The following is a 16977-nucleotide window of genomic DNA, read 5'->3' as shown; positions in this document are numbered from 1 at the left end:
TTATTTGACTGAACCGGCCAGCAATCCGCGGACCAGGTATTTCTGCATTGCAAAGAAGACGACCAGCGGCACCGCGATCGACACGAATGCGGCCGTGGCCAGGATTTCCCAGTTGCCGCCACGGGTGCCCAGAAGCTCGACGATACTGTTGGTCATCACGGTAGTCTCGCCGGATGCGTCGATCAGGAACACCTTGGCCACCAGCAGGTCGTTCCATGTCCACAGGAACTGGAAGATGGCGAACGAGGCCAGCGCCGGAAAGCTCAGCGGCAGGATCAGCTTGGTGAAGATTTGAAATTCGGTGGCGCCATCGACCCGCGCATTCTCGATCAGGTCGCGGGGCAGCCCGGCCATGTAGTTGCGCAGAAGATAGATCGCCAGCGGCATGCCAAAGCCGGTATGGGCCAGCCAGACGCCCAGATACCCTTTGCCGATGCCTATGTTCAGGTGGAATTTCAGCAGCGGGATCAGCGCCAACTGCAAGGGAACCACCAGCAGACCGACCACCGCGGCGATCAACAGCGCACGGCCCGGGAAATCCATCCAGGCCAGCGCATAGGCCGCGAAAGCCGCCACCAGGATCGGAATGATCGTGGCCGGAATCGTGACTGTCAACGTGTTGAAGAACGCCTTGGCCATGCTGTCAGTGCTGTCCTCGGCCAGCAGGACCTTGTGGTAGTTGTCCAGCGTGAACTCGGGCGGCAGTTCGGCGGTCACGAAGACGCGCGACCCACGGCTGCCGGTGAATGCTTGGGTGTTCTCCATCCGGTAGTCACCATTGGCCTGAACGGTGATCGAGCCGCCCTTGCGCAGCTCGGCCGTCTGGCCCGGTTCAAACGCATCGATCTCGCGCGAGCTGATGCCCCATTTCGAGATGCGTGCTTTGGTGCCCGCGTCAAACAGGTTGCCCTCGATCACATACAGGCCGTTTTCCTGCACCTGGGTGTCAGGCGCGGCGCTACGCAACGTCAGGTTCTGCTCGGACGGGAATATCGCCCGCCACCAGCCGCTGGTCGCGATCTGGTCCGCCGTGCGGAAGGACGAGATGAACAGGCCCAGCGTGGGCACCACCCACAGCACCACCAGAAACAGAACCGAGGCATGTACGGCCCATCTGAGCGCCGGGCGGGTTCCTGCGATCTCACTCATGACGCGCCCTCCTATTCCATTTCCTTGCGCGCGTTGCGCACGTTCCAGACAAGGATCGGCGTCACCAGCAGCATGATGACCATGGCCGAGGCCGAACCCACGCCCCAGTCATTGGCGCGGAACAGCTTGTCGAACATGTAGTTGGCCAAGACCTGTGTCTCCCACTGGCCGTTGGTCATGGCGAAAACGATGTCGAACACCTTCAGCACGACGATGGTGATCGTGGTCCACACCACCAGAATCGTCGTCTTGATCTGCGGCACCTTGATCTTGAAGAAGATCTGGAACGGGCTTGCGCCATCCAGAATGGCGGCCTCGACCGTCTCTTCGGGAATGCCGCGCAGGGCCGCCGAAAGGATAACCATGGCAAAGCCCGTCTGAATCCAGACCAGCACGATCATCAGGAAGAAATTGTTCCAGAACGGAATCGTCAGCCAGGTCTGCGGGTCGGATCCGCCAAAGAACATGTACAGGGCATTCAGCATGCCGATCTGGTCCTGCTCGACCGGACGGGTGTCATAGACAAGCTTCCAGATCACCGATGCGCCCACGAACGAGATCGCCATCGGCATGAAGATCAGAGATTTGGCGACATTGCCCCATCGGATGCGGTCGGTCAACTGGGCGACCAAAAGGCCAAATGCTGTCGACAGCGCCGGGACCACGATCAGCCACAGCATGTTGTTTCGCATCGCTTCCCAGAATTTGGGCTCTCCCATCATCTGGGCGTAGTTGTCCAGACCCACCCACTCGTATCCGCCGCCGGGCACCCGGTCGGTCAGGGACAGGCGTAGCGTTTCCACCACAGGGTAGGCCAGGTACAGCCCCAGCGCGACCAGAGCGGGCAAAAGAAACAACCATGGCCGGACCATGTTTGCCCGATTGATGTTGCGTCCGGCGTTCGGGCCGCGCGGCGGGAACAGAATCTTGTCCAGAAACTGGTTGGACAGGTAGAAGTAACCAACACAGCCGGATACGCCGATGGCGATCGTCAGCAGACCTTGCAATGCGGGATGCATGTCACCCTCCCTGGCGACAATGGGTCGGGCAACCCGGAGGTCGGATTGCCCGGTTTCATGGCTTTACTGGATCGCGTCCCAAGACGCCTGAATCTCGTCCGCCACGTCTTGCGCGGGTTTGCCACCGGCATAGTCGACCATGCCTGTCCAGAACGTGCCTGCGCCAACCGCACCCGGCATCAGGTCAGACCCGTCAAAGCGGAAGGTGGTCGCACCCAGAAGAATGTCGTTCATCTTCTTCAGCGTCGGGTCCGAGAAGGCCGATTTATCGACACCCTTGTGCGGGGTCAAAAAGCCGCTGAGCGCCATCCAGGTCTCATGCGCCTCGGGGGTCTGCAGATAGGCGATCAGGTCATGCGCCGCGGGGCTGTCATTGGTGATCGCCCACAGGGTGCCAGCGCCCAGTACCGGGCTGCCCAGATCCTTGCTTTCATAGGCCGGGAAGTAGAAGAAATCGGCATCTTCACCCACGACCGTTCCTTCGGGGAAGAAAGCCGGGATGAACGAGGCCTGACGGTGCATGTAGCACTGCGGCGGCGAGCTGAACATGCCTTTGGGGCTGTCGCGGAAATCAGTGGTCGCAACCGCACCTGCCCCACCGGCGACGTAGTCGTCATTGCGGGCGAATGCGCCGAATTCCTCGATCGCGGCCACGACCTTGGGATCGTTGAACTTCAGCTCGTTGGCAACCCACGCGTCATAATCCTCGGGGGATTGGGTGCGCAGCATCATATCCTCGACCCAGTCGGTCGCAGGCCAACCGGTCGCGCCACCCGACCCCAGACCGATGCACCAAGGCGTGCCGCCATCGGCGACGATCTGATCGGTCAGGGCCTTGAGCTCTTCCATCGTGGTCGGAACTTCATACCCAGCGTCCTCAAAGTTCTCGGGTACGTACCAGACCAGCGATTTCACATCGACCTTGTAGAAGAAACCATACAGATGATCCTGACCGTCCGGCCCGGCATAGGTGCCCAGGTCGACCCAGGACTGGCCCGCGGCATAGTTGTCCCGGATCCAGTCGGCGGTCCCGTCAGCAAGCGGCGTCAGAAACCCGGCCTTGGCCATATCGGCTGCAAGACCCGGCTGGGGGAACACGGCGATGTTCGGGGCCGATCCTGCCTCGGCGTCGATGCGGATCTGCTGCTCGAAGCTGTCCGACCCGACATAGGCATATTCATGACCGGTGGCTGCGGCAAAACCGTCCAGAACCTTTTCGACATTTTCCTGGTCCGGACCAAGCCATGGGCCAAACACGGTGACCTTTTCGGCCTGTGCCGCGCCCGCCATCAGGGCAAACGTGGCCGCACCTGCCAAAAGCGAGTGTTTCATTGATTTTCCTCCCAACTGTATCCGCGCGTGTGAGACTCAGTTTTCAAAGCGCTTTGAATGCGGCCGTTATCCGCTAACATGTTGGCCCTGTCAATGGCTAGATTTTGACATGGGCCGTCCGTGTCCATGTTTTCTTGACATATAGCAAAGAATGGCAAAACAACTTGACGCAAGCCGCAAATCCCCACACAACAGGGCGCACACAAGCATTGAAAGCCTTTTGAAACCGCTATGAACCTCAAACAGCTCTCTCAGATCCTGGGTCTGTCACAGACAACGGTCAGCCGCGCGCTGAACGGTTACCCAGAGGTGAACGAAGAGACTCGCATGCGGGTTCAGGCGGCGGCGGCCAAACATGGCTATCGGCCGAACGCGCGCGCCAAGGGGTTGGCGACGGGTCGTTCGATGGTGATCGGCCACGTGATCCCCAGCTCGTCGCGCCACGAGATGGTGAACCCGATCTTCGGCGATTTCGTCGCCGGCGCGGTCAAGAAATATGCCGAGCATGGCTACGACATGATGTTCACCAATGCCGACGACACCTCGATCGAAGACGCCTATCGCAGCCTGTTCCAACGCGGTGCGGTCGACGGCGTGGTGCTGCAGGGCCCCAAGGTGAACGAGCCGCGGATCGAGGTTCTGACCCGGATGCAGGTGCCGTTCATCGTGCATGGCCGGTCGACCGGCGTCAGCGTGCCCTATGACTGGATCGACGTGAACAACAAAAGCTCGTTCCTGCGGGCCACCCGCTTTCTGATCGACCTGGGCCACCGGCGGATCGCGCTGATCAACGGTCTGGAAGACATGGATTTTGCCCAAAGGCGCCGCGACGGGTATCTTGAGGCGCTGAAACAAGCCGGTCTGTCGCCCGACCCGGCCCTGATGCGCAGTGCCGAGATGACCGAGGTCTATGGCCATCACGAAACCCGCGACATGCTGCGACTCGACGATCCGCCGACCGCGATCCTGACCTCGTCGATGATCTCGGCCATCGGAGTGCGGCGCGCGCTGGACGAGGCCAGGCTGAAGATGGGCCGCGACGTGTCGGTGATCGCACATGACGACGACCTGTCCTATCTGAAGAACGGGCAGGACGTTCCGATCTTTACCGCCACCCGGTCTTCGGTGCGCCACGCCGGCGAACTGGCCGCCGAGATGCTGATCGAGCGCATCCGCGCGCCCCACGACCCGGCCAAGACTAGATTGCTCGAGGCCGAACTGGTAGTCGGCGGCTCGACTGGTCCCGCCCCCAACAGGTTCTGAACATGAAATACACCCGCGCTGATTTCCCCAAAGACTTCCTCTTTGGTGTCGCAACCTCGGCCTATCAGATCGAAGGCCACGCACAGGGCGGCGCCGGCCCGACACATTGGGACAGTTTCGCGGCCACGCCCGGCAACGTTGTGCGTGCCGAAAACGGCGATCTGGCCTGCGACCACGTGCACCGTTTCGAACAGGATTTCGACCTGATCCGCGAGGCCGGGTTCGATTGCTATCGCTTTTCTACCAGTTGGGCGCGCGTGCTGCCCGAAGGGCGCGGGCCGGTGAATCAGGCCGGGCTGGACTATTATGACCGGTTGGCCGACGCCCTGCTGGAACGCGGCATCCGCCCCTGCGCCACACTTTATCACTGGGAATTGCCCTCGCCGCTGGCTGATCTGGGCGGCTGGCGCAACCGCGACATCGCCGACTGGTTCGCCGATTTCACCGAGATCATCATGGGCCGCATCGGCGACCGCATGTACAGCGTCGCCCCGATCAACGAGCCCTGGTGCGTCAGCTGGCTGAGCCATTTCGAAGGCCACCACGCCCCCGGACTGCGCGACATCCGCGCCACGGCCCGCGCCATGCATCACGTCCTTCTGGCCCATGGCCGCGCGATTCAGGCGATGCGGGGCCTTGGCATGTCGAACCTGGGCGCGGTGTTCAACCTGGAATGGGCCGAACCTGCCGATGACACCCCCGAGGCCGGCGAAGCCGCCGATCTGTACGACGGCATCTACAACCGGTTCTTCCTGGGCGGCGTGTTCAACAAGGCCTACCCCGAGAATGTCCTGCAAGGGCTCCAGTCCCACCTACCCGACAGGTGGCAGGATGATTTCGACACGATCGGCACGCCGGTCGACTGGTGCGGGCTGAACTACTATACCCGCAAGCTGATCGCGCCCGCCGACACGCCCTGGCCCAGCCTGCAAGAGGTCCCCGGCCCCCTGCCCAAGACGCAGATGGGGTGGGAGATCGAGCCAAGCGCGCTGACTCGGTTCCTGACCCGTACTGCGCGGGACTACACGGGCGATCTGCCGATCTATGTCACCGAAAACGGCATGGCCAGCCCCGAGCGGCAGCAGGATGACGACCGAATCGACTATTTGAATCAGCATCTGGCGGCGGTTCAGGACGCGCTGGATCAGGGCGTTCGGGTCAAGGGCTATTTCATCTGGTCGTTGTTGGACAACTACGAATGGGCGCTGGGATTCGAAAAGCGGTTCGGCCTGGTCGATGTCGATTTCGACACGCTGGAACGCCGCCCCAAGGCCTCGTTCCGGGCGATGCAAGCCGCTTTGGCCCAGGGCGATCCGGTCTCGGTTCCGATGGCGCAGCCCAGGGGCGCGATGCACGACTACTGGAACCTGGTGGCCGATATCGGCGGCACCAACACGCGGCTGGGGGTCGTCACCAATGGCACCCTCACCGATCTGCGCAAATCGCCGACCGGCTCCCTGCCCGAGTTTCTGGCCGCCCTGCACGACCTATGCGCCGAGATCGGAACGCCGCCGCGCGCCGTGGTCGCCGCGGGCGCGGGCCCGGTGCGCAATGGCACGATCCGTCTGACCAATGCCAATCTGGACCTGTCCGAGGCCGACATCGCCACGGCCACCGGCGCGGACCATACCTTTGTCATCAACGACTTCACCGCCGCCGCATGGTCGGTGGCCGAGATCACCGGCGATGACGTGCAGGCCCTGCAGGGCGACCCGACCCCGCCCAAGGGCACCCGACTGGTGGTCGGCCCCGGCACCGGGCTGGGCGTCGGCGCGCTTTTGTATTCCGAAGGCCACTATCACACCGTCTCGGGCGAGGGCGGCCATGTCGGCCTGTCGCCCCGCACCCGCGACGAGGTGGACGTGTTCGAAGCCGCCCGCCGGATCGCGTCCGAGTGTTTCTTTGGCGACAGCCTGACGCTCGAGGCAGAGATGTTCCTCAGCGGCACGGGCCTGCCGATCCTGTACCGCGCCGTGGGCATGGTCGCGGGCCAGCCCGACACGCCCGCCCTGCCCGCCAGGGACATCCTGCAGGCCGCGCGCGACGGGTCCGATCCGCTCGCCATGCGCGCCGCGCAGATCTTCACCACCCATCTGGGTGCCGTGATGGGCGACATGGCCGTCACCGTGATGCCCACCGGCGGCGTCTTCCTTGTGGGCGGCGTGGCCGAGAAGAACCGCTGGCTGTTCGGCGACGACTTCCTGGCCGCCTTCAACGCCGGCGGCCGGTTCGACGCGCTGCGGCAAGGCTTTGGCGTTTATGTGTCGGAACAGGCTGAATTTGGCATTGTTGGCGCTAACAACTTCTGCAAAAATGCGCTCGCGCGGTAAACTCACCGCCAGATCTTTGCAGAAGGAAGGAGCCGGGACATGATCCTGTGCTGTGGCGAGGCCCTGATCGACATGATCGCGGAGCCGACGGTTTCGGGCGCGCAAGGTTTCGTGCCGCATTCGGGTGGCGCGGTGTTCAACACCGCCATCGCCCTGGGCCGGCTGGGTGCGCCTGCCGGAATGCTGACCGGGTTGTCGCGCGACATGTTCGGCCAGCAACTGGCGCAGGCCCTGAAAGACAGTCATGTGGATGGCTCGCAGGTTGTTCTTTCGGACCGTCCGACCACGTTGGCCTTCGTACAACTGCAGGACGGGCACGCCACCTATTCCTTCGTCGATGAAAACTCGGCCGGGCGGATGCTGCGCCCCGAGGACATGCCGGACCAGCTGACCGCGACCTCGGCGCTGTATTTCGGCGGCATCAGCCTGGCCTGCGAGCCCTGCGCCGATGCCTATGCCGCCCTGCTGGACCGTCACGGGGCCGAGCGCGCGGTGATGATCGACCCCAACATCCGCCCCGGCTTCATCCAGGACCAGACCCGCTATCGCACCCGGCTGAACCGGATGATCGCGCAGGCCGACATCGTCAAGGTCTCGGACGAAGATCTGGACTGGATCGTCCCCGGCCCTGAAACGCTGGAAGAAAAGGTGCCGCTGCTGCTGCAGGCCGGCCCCGCCGTGGTGATCGTCACGCGCGGCAGCCAGGGCGCGACCGGGTATCTGGCCGATGGCCGCACGGTTTCAGTGCCGGTCACGCCGGTTCAGGTGGTCGACACGGTGGGCGCGGGCGACACGTTCAACGCCGGGGTACTGGCGCAACTGCACCGCACCGGGCTGCTGACCAAACAGGCGCTCCGTGCGATCTCGCCCGACGACCTGCGCGCCGCGCTGGAACTGGGCGGCAAGGTTGCTGCCGTCACCGTATCCCGCGCCGGGGCCAACCCGCCCTGGGCACACGAGCTGTAAGTCATCGAAAGCACCGATATGAAACGATCCGAGATCAACCGCATCAAGGCCGAGGCGCAGGCCTTCATCAATTCGTTCGGCTTTGCGCTGCCGCCCTTTGCCGACTGGACGCCCGAGCAGATGCGCAGCCCGCAGGCCGCCGGCATCCGCGCCCGTGGCCTTGGCTGGGACATCACCGATTACGGCCAGGGCAGGTTCGACGAACTGGGCCTGTTCCTGTTCACCCTGCGCAATGGCGACGAAAAGGACCTGAGCGCAGGACGGGGCATGCTCTATGCCGAGAAGTTGTTGATTTCGCGTGACAAACAGCTGTCGCCGATGCATCGCCACATCGTCAAGGCCGAGGACATCATCAACCGCGGCGGCGGCGATCTGGTGATGGAGATCTACGCCTCGGCACCCGATGGCAGCATCGACCGCGACACCACCGTCACCGTACCCAGCGACGCCTGCCCGGTGACCATCCAGCCGGGCGAACATCTGCGCCTGAAACCGGGCGAAAGCGTCACGCTGATGCCCGGCATCTGGCACGCCTTCTGGGCGGAAAAGGGCGATTGTCTGATCGGCGAGGTCTCGACCGTCAATGACGACCGCACCGACAACGTGTTCGAACAGCCGATCCCGCGCTTTGCCACGATCGAGGAAGACACCGCGCCCGAATTCCTGCTGGTTGCCGACTACTGAACGCGCGGGGCCCGACCAAAGGGCGGGTCGGAGGCCAGCGTCAACGCGACCCGGCCCGGGCTTGCGGCTTGGGCCAGCCGGTCGCGGACGGCCTCGAAGGCTTCGATCGTCACGGATTCGGCGGGTTTCAGATAGACAAGATGGAACAGCGCCCGCCCGCTGCGCACCGTCGCCACGTCCAGCACTTGAAACGGGCTGTCTGCACAGATCCAGCGGGCCTGCCCAATGATCTCGGCCCGGGCATCGGCCGGCAGCGCCACACCCACGATATCGCGCAGCGCGCCCAGAAACACCTTGATGGGCTGCGGCAGCAGCACCAGGCACAGCAACAACACCACCAGCGCATCCGACACCGGAACCAGACCGGCAAGCGGCCCGCCCTCAAGCAGGTTGATCGCGAAAAACGCCGCCCCGGCCCCAAGGCTCAGCACACCGTCGACCATCGCGGCCCGGGACTCGACCCGCAGCAGATCGCTGGTCTTGCCGGTGCGGCGCCAGTTCCAGCGATGATAGGCGAACAGCGTCAGACAGATCGCCGCCATCGCCCCGGCATAGATCAGGATCCATTCCAGAACCACCGGCGCGGCTTCGCCCGTCTTGGCATAGGCCAGCAGCCGGTTCACCGCCGAACCGGCTGCCATCAGGATGATCCCGAACAACAGCAGGCTGCGGAACATCACGAAGACGGATTCGTCGATCTCGTATCCAAAGGGGCGGTTCTGGTCCGGGGCGCGACGGATCGAGGCGGCGACCCATCCCGCCACCACAGCCGTTGCGAAATTGAGCCCCGAGAACAGCCCGTCCAGCAACAGCGCATCGGAGTTTGCCAGCAACCCGGCCACAACCCCGGCGCCCGCCATGAACAGGCTGGCCCATTTTGCCGCGTTCAGCGACCGGCGTTCAAAGATCAATGTGTCCTGCATCGGTTCAGCTTTTCGGTTGATGAGGCTGGCGGTCATTTGTGCCCGACGGGCCAAGGCGCAAGCCCCATTTTCATGCCCGTCCGCGTATCATGTCGGCAGCCATCTCCGCGATCATGATCACGGGCGAGGCGGTATTGCCCGACACGATCTTCGGCATGACCGAGGCATCGACCACCCGCAGCCCCTCCAGCCCCCGAACGCGCAACCGTGGATCGACCACCGCGGCGGCGTCACTGCCCATGCGGCAGGTGCCGACCGGGTGAAAGATCGTGGTGGCGATGTCGCCCACCGCATCCAGCAGACCCTGTTGGTCGTTGATCTCAGGGCCCGGCAGAACCTCTTGCGGGTGGTAGGGTGCCAGCGCCCGCGCGGCCATCACCTGCCGGGCCTGCTGCACGGATTTGACCGCCACCTGCCGGTCACGCTCGGTCGAGAGGTAGTTCAACCTGATCTCGGGCTGGGCCTTCGGATCGGGCGTGGTGATGTGGCAGTGCCCCCGGCTTTCGGGCCGCAGATTGCAGACCGAGACTGTGATCGCGGGGAACGGATGCAGCGGGTCGCCCAGCCGGTCGGTCGACAACGGCTGCACGTGATATTCCAGATCCGGCGTGGCCAGCATCGGGTCGGATTTGGTGAACATGCCGAACTGGCTGGGCGCCATCGCCATCGGACCCGACCGAGTCAGGGCGTATTGCGCCGCGATGCGCGCCTTGCCCCACAGGCTGTTGGCCATGGTGTTCAAAGTTTTCACGTTCCGCACCTTGAACACGGTTCGGATCTGCAGGTGGTCCTGCAGGTTCGCCCCCACGCCCGCGCTTTCATACTGAACCGCGAGTCCATGCGCCGCCAGCACCTGTGGATCGCCGATCCCGGACAGTTCCAGCAGCTTGGGCGAGTTGATCGCCCCCGCCGCCAGCAGAACCTCGGCCCCGGCCAGGGCCCGGTATTCGGTGCCGCCACGAACAAAGCGCACGCCACGCACGGTCTTGCCCTCGAGGATCAGGCCCAGAGTCTCGGCCTCAGTCAGGACCCGCAGGTTGGGCCGTTTCATCGCCGGGCGCAGAAATCCCTTGGCCGTGTTCCAGCGCACGCCGTTCTTCTGGTTGACCTCGAAAAACCCCGAGCCTTCGTTATTGCCATCATTGAAATCGGCACTCGGCTGGATGCCGATCTCGCGCGCGCCGGCCTGCACGGCCTTCAGGATCTCCCAGCTCAGCCGCTGTTTCTGAACCTTCCACTCGCCGCCGGACCTGTGCATTTCGCTGTCGCCGGCGTGGTGATCTTCGGATTTCAGGAAATAGGGCAGCACATCGTCCCAGCCCCAGCCCGCATTGCCCAGCTGCCGCCAATGGTCATAATCGGCCGCCTGTCCGCGCATGTAGATCATCCCGTTGACCGAGCTGCACCCGCCCAGCACCTAGCCGCGCGGATAGACCAGCGACCGCCCGTTCAGCCCAGGCTCGGGCGCGGTTTTCATCATCCAGTCGGTGCGCGGATTGCCGATGCAGTACAGATACCCCACCGGGATGTGGACCCAATGGTAATTGTCCGACTTGCCCGCCTCGAGCAGCAGAACCCGTGTCCTGGGGTCTTCGGTCAACCGGTTGGCCAGCACGCAGCCCGCCGTACCCGCGCCTATGATGATATAGTCGTATTCACCCTCAAGCCGGGCGGTTTCAGATGTGGCGGAATTCATTCTCGGTCTGCTCTGTGCATTGTTCCTGATCCTGCGAAGCGCAGCTTAGCAGCTGTTGCGGGCAATGCACGGGCTCGATGTCGCATTCCGCAACAGTATTTCGCAATCCTGCAGGTCGCGCCCCCAGTTGCTGGTCAGACTGGTGTCAAAGGAGGCCCAGAATGACCCAGACCGCCACCCGCGTCCGCTCCGGAGGCCGCGCCGCCCGCCGCGCCCTGCGCACCGCGCCCAGCTTTGACATGTTGCCGGTCCTGACCCGCAACATCCCGCTGTGCGAAGTGATGGACGGGTCACAGGTCGAGCGGATCGACGCAACCTCGATGGACATCCTCGAAAACGTTGGCGTGCAGTTCCGCGACCCGATTGCGCTGGCCGACTGGAAGGCGGCCGGTGCCAAGGTTGACGGCGAGCGGGTGTATCTTGATCGCGGGCTGGTCCGCGACTTGATCGCGACGATCCCCTCGGACTTCATCTATCACGCCCGTGACCCGCGCAAGAATGTGCGCCTGGGCGGGCCGCACGCGATTTTCGTGCCGATGACCGGCGCGCCGTTTCTGCGCGATCTGGACGACGTGCGCCGCAATCCGACACTGAACGACCTGGCGATATTCCACAAGCTCAGCCACATGCTGCCGGCGCTGCATTCCAGCGCCCACCACATCGTCGAGCCCTATGATCACCCGATCAGCCAGCGCCACCTGCGCATCACCTATTCGTCGATCAAATATTCCGACAAGACCTTCATGGGCATGACCAACTCGCCCAGAAACGCCGAGGACGTGATGGAGATGTGCGCGATCCTGTTCGGCGAAGAGTTCATGGAGGATCACCCCGTCACCACCGGCAACTGCAACGGCAACTCGCCGCTGGTCTGGGACGAGACCATGCTGGGGGCGATGCGCGCCTTCTGCCGCCGCAACCAGCCGGTGCTGTGCTCGCCCTTCGTGCTGGGCGGGGCCAACACGCCGGCCAGCGTGCCGGCGACGGTCGCGCAGCTGAACGCCGAGGCGCTGAGCGCGCTGGCCTATACGCAGGTGATCCGGCGTGGCTGTCCGGCGATCTATGGGCATTACCTGTCGACCGTCAGCATGAAGTCCGGCGCGCCGATGGCGGGCACGCCCGAGATCAGCCTGATGAACTTCATGATCGGCCAGATGGCCCGGCACTACGGCGTGCCGTGGCGCAGTTCGAACACGCTGGGCGGGGCCAAGACATTCGATGCGCAGGCGGGATATGAATCCGCCACCACGCTGTCGGCGGTGATCCATGCCGGGGCCAACTATATCTGGCATTCGGCGGGCTGGAACGAGGCCGGGATGCATTGTTCGACCGCCAAGTTCGTTGTCGATGCCGAGCAATGCGCCATGGCCTACCGCATGGCCGAGGGTCCGAAATGGCACGACTTCGACGAGGCCGTTGCCGCCGTGTCCGATATCGGCCCCGGTGGGCATTACCTGGGCCATCCGCATACGCAGGGCAATTTCCAAGAGGCGTTCTTCATGCCCGAACTGTTCGACAACAACTCGATCGAACAATGGGTGGCCGAGGGCGAGGTCGAGATCACCGAGCGCGCCCTGAACCACGCCCGCAAGCTGCTGGCCGAGTATCAAGAGCCCCGCCTGGACCCGGCCACCGACGAGGCGCTGCGCGACTACATCGCCCGGCGCGAGCGGGAGATCCCCGCCGCCGACGAGTTGAACCAGCACTATTAGGAAACACTCCACTTGCCCGCCTGCCTGTCAGGCGGGCCTTTTTCATTCGTCGCGCGCGCGCCATTCCTTCCAGCGCAGCACCATGTTGGCGCCGATCTCGCGTAAGGGTCGGGGCGGCAGGCGCTTGGGCCAGTCCTCGGCGCCGAAATGCTCGCTGATCCCGGACCGCACGCCACAGGCCATTTCGGCCGCGGCGATCCCGGTCAGGGTGCCGCGCGCGGTGCCCAACCCGTTCTGGACGCAGGCGGAATAAACGCCGGTCTCGATCTCGCGGGTGACCGAGACGCCGTTCAGGCTCAGGCATAGATGGCCGGCCCATTCGTACTCCATCGCGATGCCGCGCAACTGCGGAAAGCGCCGGTCGAACTTGCGCCGCATCACCGCAGCTGCGCGCCGCAGGTCCGCTGCCCGCGCCTCCATGCCCGGGCGCAGCACGGCGCAGGTGCGGGTGATGATCCGGTTGCCGCCCTGCCCGGTGTCGATCCGGCGCATGGTGGTGCCCATCGGATCGGACGGGGTCACGCCCCAGCGCGGCCGGCCACCCAGCCGGGCCAGCGCATCGGCCTCCAGTTCGCGCGTCATCGCCGCGAACAGAAACAGCTGCATCAGTCGGCCACGTTCGACACCGAAACTTTCCAGATGGCCGTTCACCGACAGGATCAGTCGGCCGGTCGAGACCTGCCCGCGCGCGGTCTGCACGCGCCAGCCTGCCCCGTCGCGCTGGAACCCCGCGACCGCACTGTTTTCAAAAATCTGCACCCCATCGGCCGCCAACCCCGCCGCCAAACCGCGCACATAGCCCGCCGGCTGCAGCATGACCGTGCCGGGTGTAAACAGCCCCGATACATAGTGCCCGGACCCAGTGAGTTCCTGCATCTGCTGCCGGTCCAGCATCTCGGACCGCTCGCCGAGGCTGTCCAGATGGCGAGCATAGCTTTGGTTGTGCGCGTGTCCCGCCGGGCTGGCCGCGCCGTTCACCTTGCCCGCCGGATCGAAATAGTTGGAGTCGATGCCGTAGTCCTCGACCGCCGCGCGGGCAAAAGCGATAGCCTGCCGGTTCAGCCCGATCATCGCCCGGTCATCGCCCGCCCCGGCATAGTCGTCCGAGGCCAGATCATGCGGCAGATCGATCATGAAGCCCGAGTTGCGCCCCGCCGCGCCTTCCGCCACACGCCCGGCTTCAAGCACCACGATCCGCGCCTCGGGCACCAGCTGCCGCAGACGCCGCGCCGCAGACAGCCCGGCAAAGCCTGCGCCCACGATGGTGAAATCGGCGGTGAAATTGCCCAAAAGCTGCCGCGCCGGAGGTTGCGGACCCAGCAGGGCATTCCACGCCGCCGGGCCGCGCTGAACCGGCAGGCGGCACGCGGTGAACCGCGTCAATCCACCGCCTCGTCGGCATCATCCGACAGGTCGATCCACAGCGTCTTCAACTGCGTGTACTGGTCATGCGCGTGCAGCCCGTTGTCCCTCCCGCCAAAGCCCGACTGCTTGTAGCCGCCGAACGGGGTCGAGATGTCGCCCTCGCCAAAGCTGTTCACCGTCACGGTCCCGGCCCGGATCGCGCGGGCGCCGCGCAGGGCGCGCTTGGCATTGGCGGTGAACAGCGACGCGCACAGCCCATATGGCGTGTCATTGGCCATCGCGATGGCCTCGTCGAACCCCGCAACCTCGATCACCGACAGAACGGGCCCAAAGATTTCCTCGCGCGCCAGCGGCGCGTCATTGTCCGGCAGCTCGACCACGGTTGCCTCGACGAACCCGTTTTCAGCCTTGCCGCCCAGAAGAACTGACGACGCCTTGTCGAGATAGCCGCAGACCTTGTGGAAATGGTCTTTGCTCACCAGCGCGCCCAGCCGGGTTGCAGGGTCCAGCGGGTCGCCCACGTTCCACTGGCGGGCATGATGGGCGACGCGCTCCAGCAACTCGGGTTTGACCGCACGGTGCACAATCAGGCGCGACGTGGCCGAGCAGTTCTCGCCCATGTTCCAGAACGCCCCGTTCACCACATGGGCGGCAACCCGGTCGAGGTTCTCGGCATCCTCCAGCACGATGGCCGGGTTCTTGCCGCCCATTTCCAGCACCACCTCCTTGGCGTTGCTTTCGGCGGCATAGGACAGGAATTTCTTGCCCGTTACGGTCGAGCCGGTGAAGGACACCATGTCGACATCCATATGCCGCCCGATGGGTTCGCCCACCTCGGCGCCGCCACCCGGAACCACGTTCAGAACCCCGCGCGGCAGCCCGGCCTCGGCCGCCAGTTCGGCCAGACGCAGCGCGGTCAGCGGGGTTTCCATCGCCGGCTTTACCACCACCGAGCACCCTGCCGCCAGCGCCGGGCCGATCTTCCAGGCCAGCATCAGCAAGGGGAAGTTCCACGGCAGCACCAGCCCAACCACCCCGATCGGTTCGCGCAGGATCATCGCGATGTGGTCGTCGCTGGCGGGCGCGACTTGATCGTAAATCTTGTCGATTGCCTCGGCGTGCCATTTCAGGCAGTGGATCGCCTCGGGCACATCCACGGTTTCGCAGTCAAAGATGGTCTTGCCGCTGTCGATGCTTTCCATCACCGCCAGTTCGCGGGCATTGCGGGTCATGAGCTTGGCCAGGCGAATCAACACATCTTTGCGCGCCGACGGGTGCAGGCGCGACCAGCGGCCGTCGTCGAAGGACTCGCGCGCCTTTTCTACGGCCAGGTCCACATCGGCGGCGGCGCAGGCCGCGACCTCGGTCAGCACCGCGCCTGTGGCCGGGTTCACCGTGGGAAACACCGCGCCCGAGATCGCCGGGCGATAGCCGCCGTCGATGAAAGCGCCGGTGGGCAGGTCCAGCCCGGCGGCGATGGATGCGTATTCGTCCCGTGTCAGCAAGCCCATGCCTCAGCCCTCCGCCATGATGTCTGCGATCTTGCGTTTCAACACGCGGGTCACCTGTTCCAGCGCGCGCTTGTCATCCTTGTTCAGCCCCTTCAGAGGCGGCCGAACCGCGCCCGCCGGGATGCCGTTCATCGTGACCCCATGCTTGATGGTCTGGATGAACTTACCGCCCTGTTCGAGCACTCGCATCAACGGCATCAGCGCCGACATGATCCGGCGGCCCTTGGCGAAATCGCCTTGCAACACGCAGGCCTCATAAAGCGCCACATGCTCGCGCGGCAGAAAATTCGACCCGCCACAGACCCAGAACGGCGCGCCCCAGGCGAAGAATTCCAGCGCCTGATCGTCCATGCCGCAGCCCAGCTGGATATGCGGATAGTCCCGCGCCAGCATGTGTAAGCGGTTGATGTCGCCCGAGCTTTCCTTGATGCCGCAGAAATTGCGGCTGCGCCCCACACGGTCGAGGAACTCCGCCCCCATCATCGTGCCGGTGCGGTGCGGATAGTTGTACAGCATCACCGGCAAATCAGCCGCCTTGTCGATGGCCAGCGCATTAAGGGCGTTTTCCCGATCCGTCGGCACCGAATAGGGCGGGCTGGCCAGCAGGATGGCATCGGCCCCGATCTGGCGCGCGCCTTGAGCCAACGCGATCGAATCCGGCGTCAACATCGCGCCGGTCCCGACCACCAAAGGCAACCGACCCTTCAATCGCTGGTGGGTAAAACGCGCCAGTTCCAGCCTTTCATCAACGGTCTGGGCATAGTTTTCGCCCGTGGACCCGCCCGAGATCAGACCGTGCACGCCATTCTCGACCAGGTATTCGATCACCTCGGCCAGCGCATCCCAATCGACGCTGAAATCATCGGCATAGGGCGTCACCACCGGGGTATAGATCCCCTGAAATCTGAACACGGGCGTCATCTCAATCCTCTTGCCGGGCACGCATGAAGCTTGCGCCCGACACCAAGGCTAAGAAAAATACAAGATGTGCACAATGCAGATTCCCGACATGAACGGCCCAGGGTCC

12 protein-coding genes and 2 pseudogenes are annotated in these 16977 nt (G+C 64.2%); 6 read left to right on the top strand and 8 right to left on the bottom strand.

Annotation, left to right across the window (positions count from 1 at the left end):
• The 3 genes from ACR0MM_RS13645 to ACR0MM_RS13635 form a co-directional block, all read right to left on the bottom strand.
• Window positions 1-1149: a carbohydrate ABC transporter permease gene (locus tag ACR0MM_RS13645; protein ID WP_480696736.1), complete on the bottom strand. Its 1149-nt coding sequence runs from the start codon at window positions 1147-1149 to the stop codon at window positions 1-3.
• An 11-nt stretch (window positions 1150-1160) separates the two neighbouring features.
• Entirely contained in the window at window positions 1161-2168 is a 1008-nt protein-coding gene (locus ACR0MM_RS13640) for a carbohydrate ABC transporter permease (RefSeq protein WP_480696734.1), read from the bottom strand.
• 63 nt (window positions 2169-2231) lie between these two features.
• Window positions 2232-3500: an ABC transporter substrate-binding protein gene (locus tag ACR0MM_RS13635; RefSeq protein ID WP_480696732.1), complete on the bottom strand. Its 1269-nt coding sequence runs from the start codon at window positions 3498-3500 to the stop codon at window positions 2232-2234.
• A 231-nt stretch (window positions 3501-3731) separates the two neighbouring features.
• Between ACR0MM_RS13635 and ACR0MM_RS13630 the strand changes: the two genes are divergently transcribed.
• From ACR0MM_RS13630 to ACR0MM_RS13610, 5 genes and pseudogenes are all read left to right on the top strand, one after another.
• Window positions 3732-4763, top strand: a complete 1032-nt coding sequence (locus tag ACR0MM_RS13630) for a LacI family DNA-binding transcriptional regulator (protein ID WP_480696730.1) — start codon at window positions 3732-3734, stop codon at window positions 4761-4763.
• A gap of 2 nt (window positions 4764-4765) precedes the next feature.
• Window positions 4766-6064, top strand: a pseudogene (locus tag ACR0MM_RS13625) (GH1 family beta-glucosidase); the annotation flags it as partial.
• Window positions 6050-7093, top strand: coding sequence for a glucokinase (locus tag ACR0MM_RS13620; RefSeq protein WP_480696938.1), 1044 nt, complete (start codon window positions 6050-6052; stop codon window positions 7091-7093). The pseudogene ACR0MM_RS13625 and the gene ACR0MM_RS13620, both read left to right, overlap by 15 nt.
• Before the next feature lie 39 nt (window positions 7094-7132).
• A complete protein-coding gene (locus ACR0MM_RS13615; protein ID WP_480634142.1) occupies window positions 7133-8059 on the top strand; it encodes a carbohydrate kinase family protein in 927 nt (308 codons plus the stop codon).
• Between the two features lie 18 nt (window positions 8060-8077).
• Window positions 8078-8743, top strand: a complete 666-nt coding sequence (locus ACR0MM_RS13610) for a D-lyxose/D-mannose family sugar isomerase (protein WP_170529815.1) — start codon at window positions 8078-8080, stop codon at window positions 8741-8743.
• Here the strand turns inward: ACR0MM_RS13610 and ACR0MM_RS13605 are convergent.
• Window positions 8737-9702, bottom strand: coding sequence for a cation efflux transmembrane domain-containing protein (locus tag ACR0MM_RS13605; RefSeq protein WP_480696728.1), 966 nt, complete (start codon window positions 9700-9702; stop codon window positions 8737-8739). The two genes, ACR0MM_RS13610 and ACR0MM_RS13605, sit on opposite strands and share 7 nt — an antisense overlap.
• A 34-nt stretch (window positions 9703-9736) precedes the next feature.
• Window positions 9737-11362, bottom strand: a pseudogene (locus ACR0MM_RS13600) (GMC family oxidoreductase).
• Window positions 11363-11523: 161 nt separating this feature from the next.
• Between ACR0MM_RS13600 and ACR0MM_RS13595 the strand changes: the two are divergent.
• A complete protein-coding gene (locus ACR0MM_RS13595; protein ID WP_480696726.1) occupies window positions 11524-13074 on the top strand; it encodes a trimethylamine methyltransferase family protein in 1551 nt (516 codons plus the stop codon).
• 42 nt (window positions 13075-13116) lie between these two features.
• Here the strand turns inward: ACR0MM_RS13595 and ACR0MM_RS13590 are convergent, their stop codons facing one another.
• Genes ACR0MM_RS13590 through ACR0MM_RS13580 form a run of 3 tightly spaced genes read right to left on the bottom strand, consistent with a single transcriptional unit; the run spans window position 13117 to window position 16871 of the window.
• Window positions 13117-14457, bottom strand: a complete 1341-nt coding sequence (locus ACR0MM_RS13590) for an NAD(P)/FAD-dependent oxidoreductase (RefSeq protein WP_480696724.1) — start codon at window positions 14455-14457, stop codon at window positions 13117-13119.
• Window positions 14454-15950 carry an aldehyde dehydrogenase gene (locus ACR0MM_RS13585; RefSeq protein ID WP_480696722.1) on the bottom strand — a complete coding sequence of 499 codons (1497 nt, stop codon included), beginning with the start codon at window positions 15948-15950 and terminating at the stop codon, window positions 14454-14456. Before ACR0MM_RS13585 ends, ACR0MM_RS13590 begins: the two co-directional genes overlap by 4 nt.
• 3 nt (window positions 15951-15953) lie before the next feature.
• On the bottom strand, window positions 15954-16871 hold the full coding sequence (locus ACR0MM_RS13580) for a dihydrodipicolinate synthase family protein (protein ID WP_480696720.1): 918 nt from the start codon (window positions 16869-16871) through the stop codon (window positions 15954-15956).
• Between the last annotated feature and the right edge of the window lie 106 nt (window positions 16872-16977).

The sequence above is a fragment of the Ruegeria sp. BC6 genome (assembly GCF_056539185.1).
The sequence above is the reverse complement of the archived record's forward strand: the minus strand, read 5'-3'. Positions and strand labels throughout refer to the sequence as shown.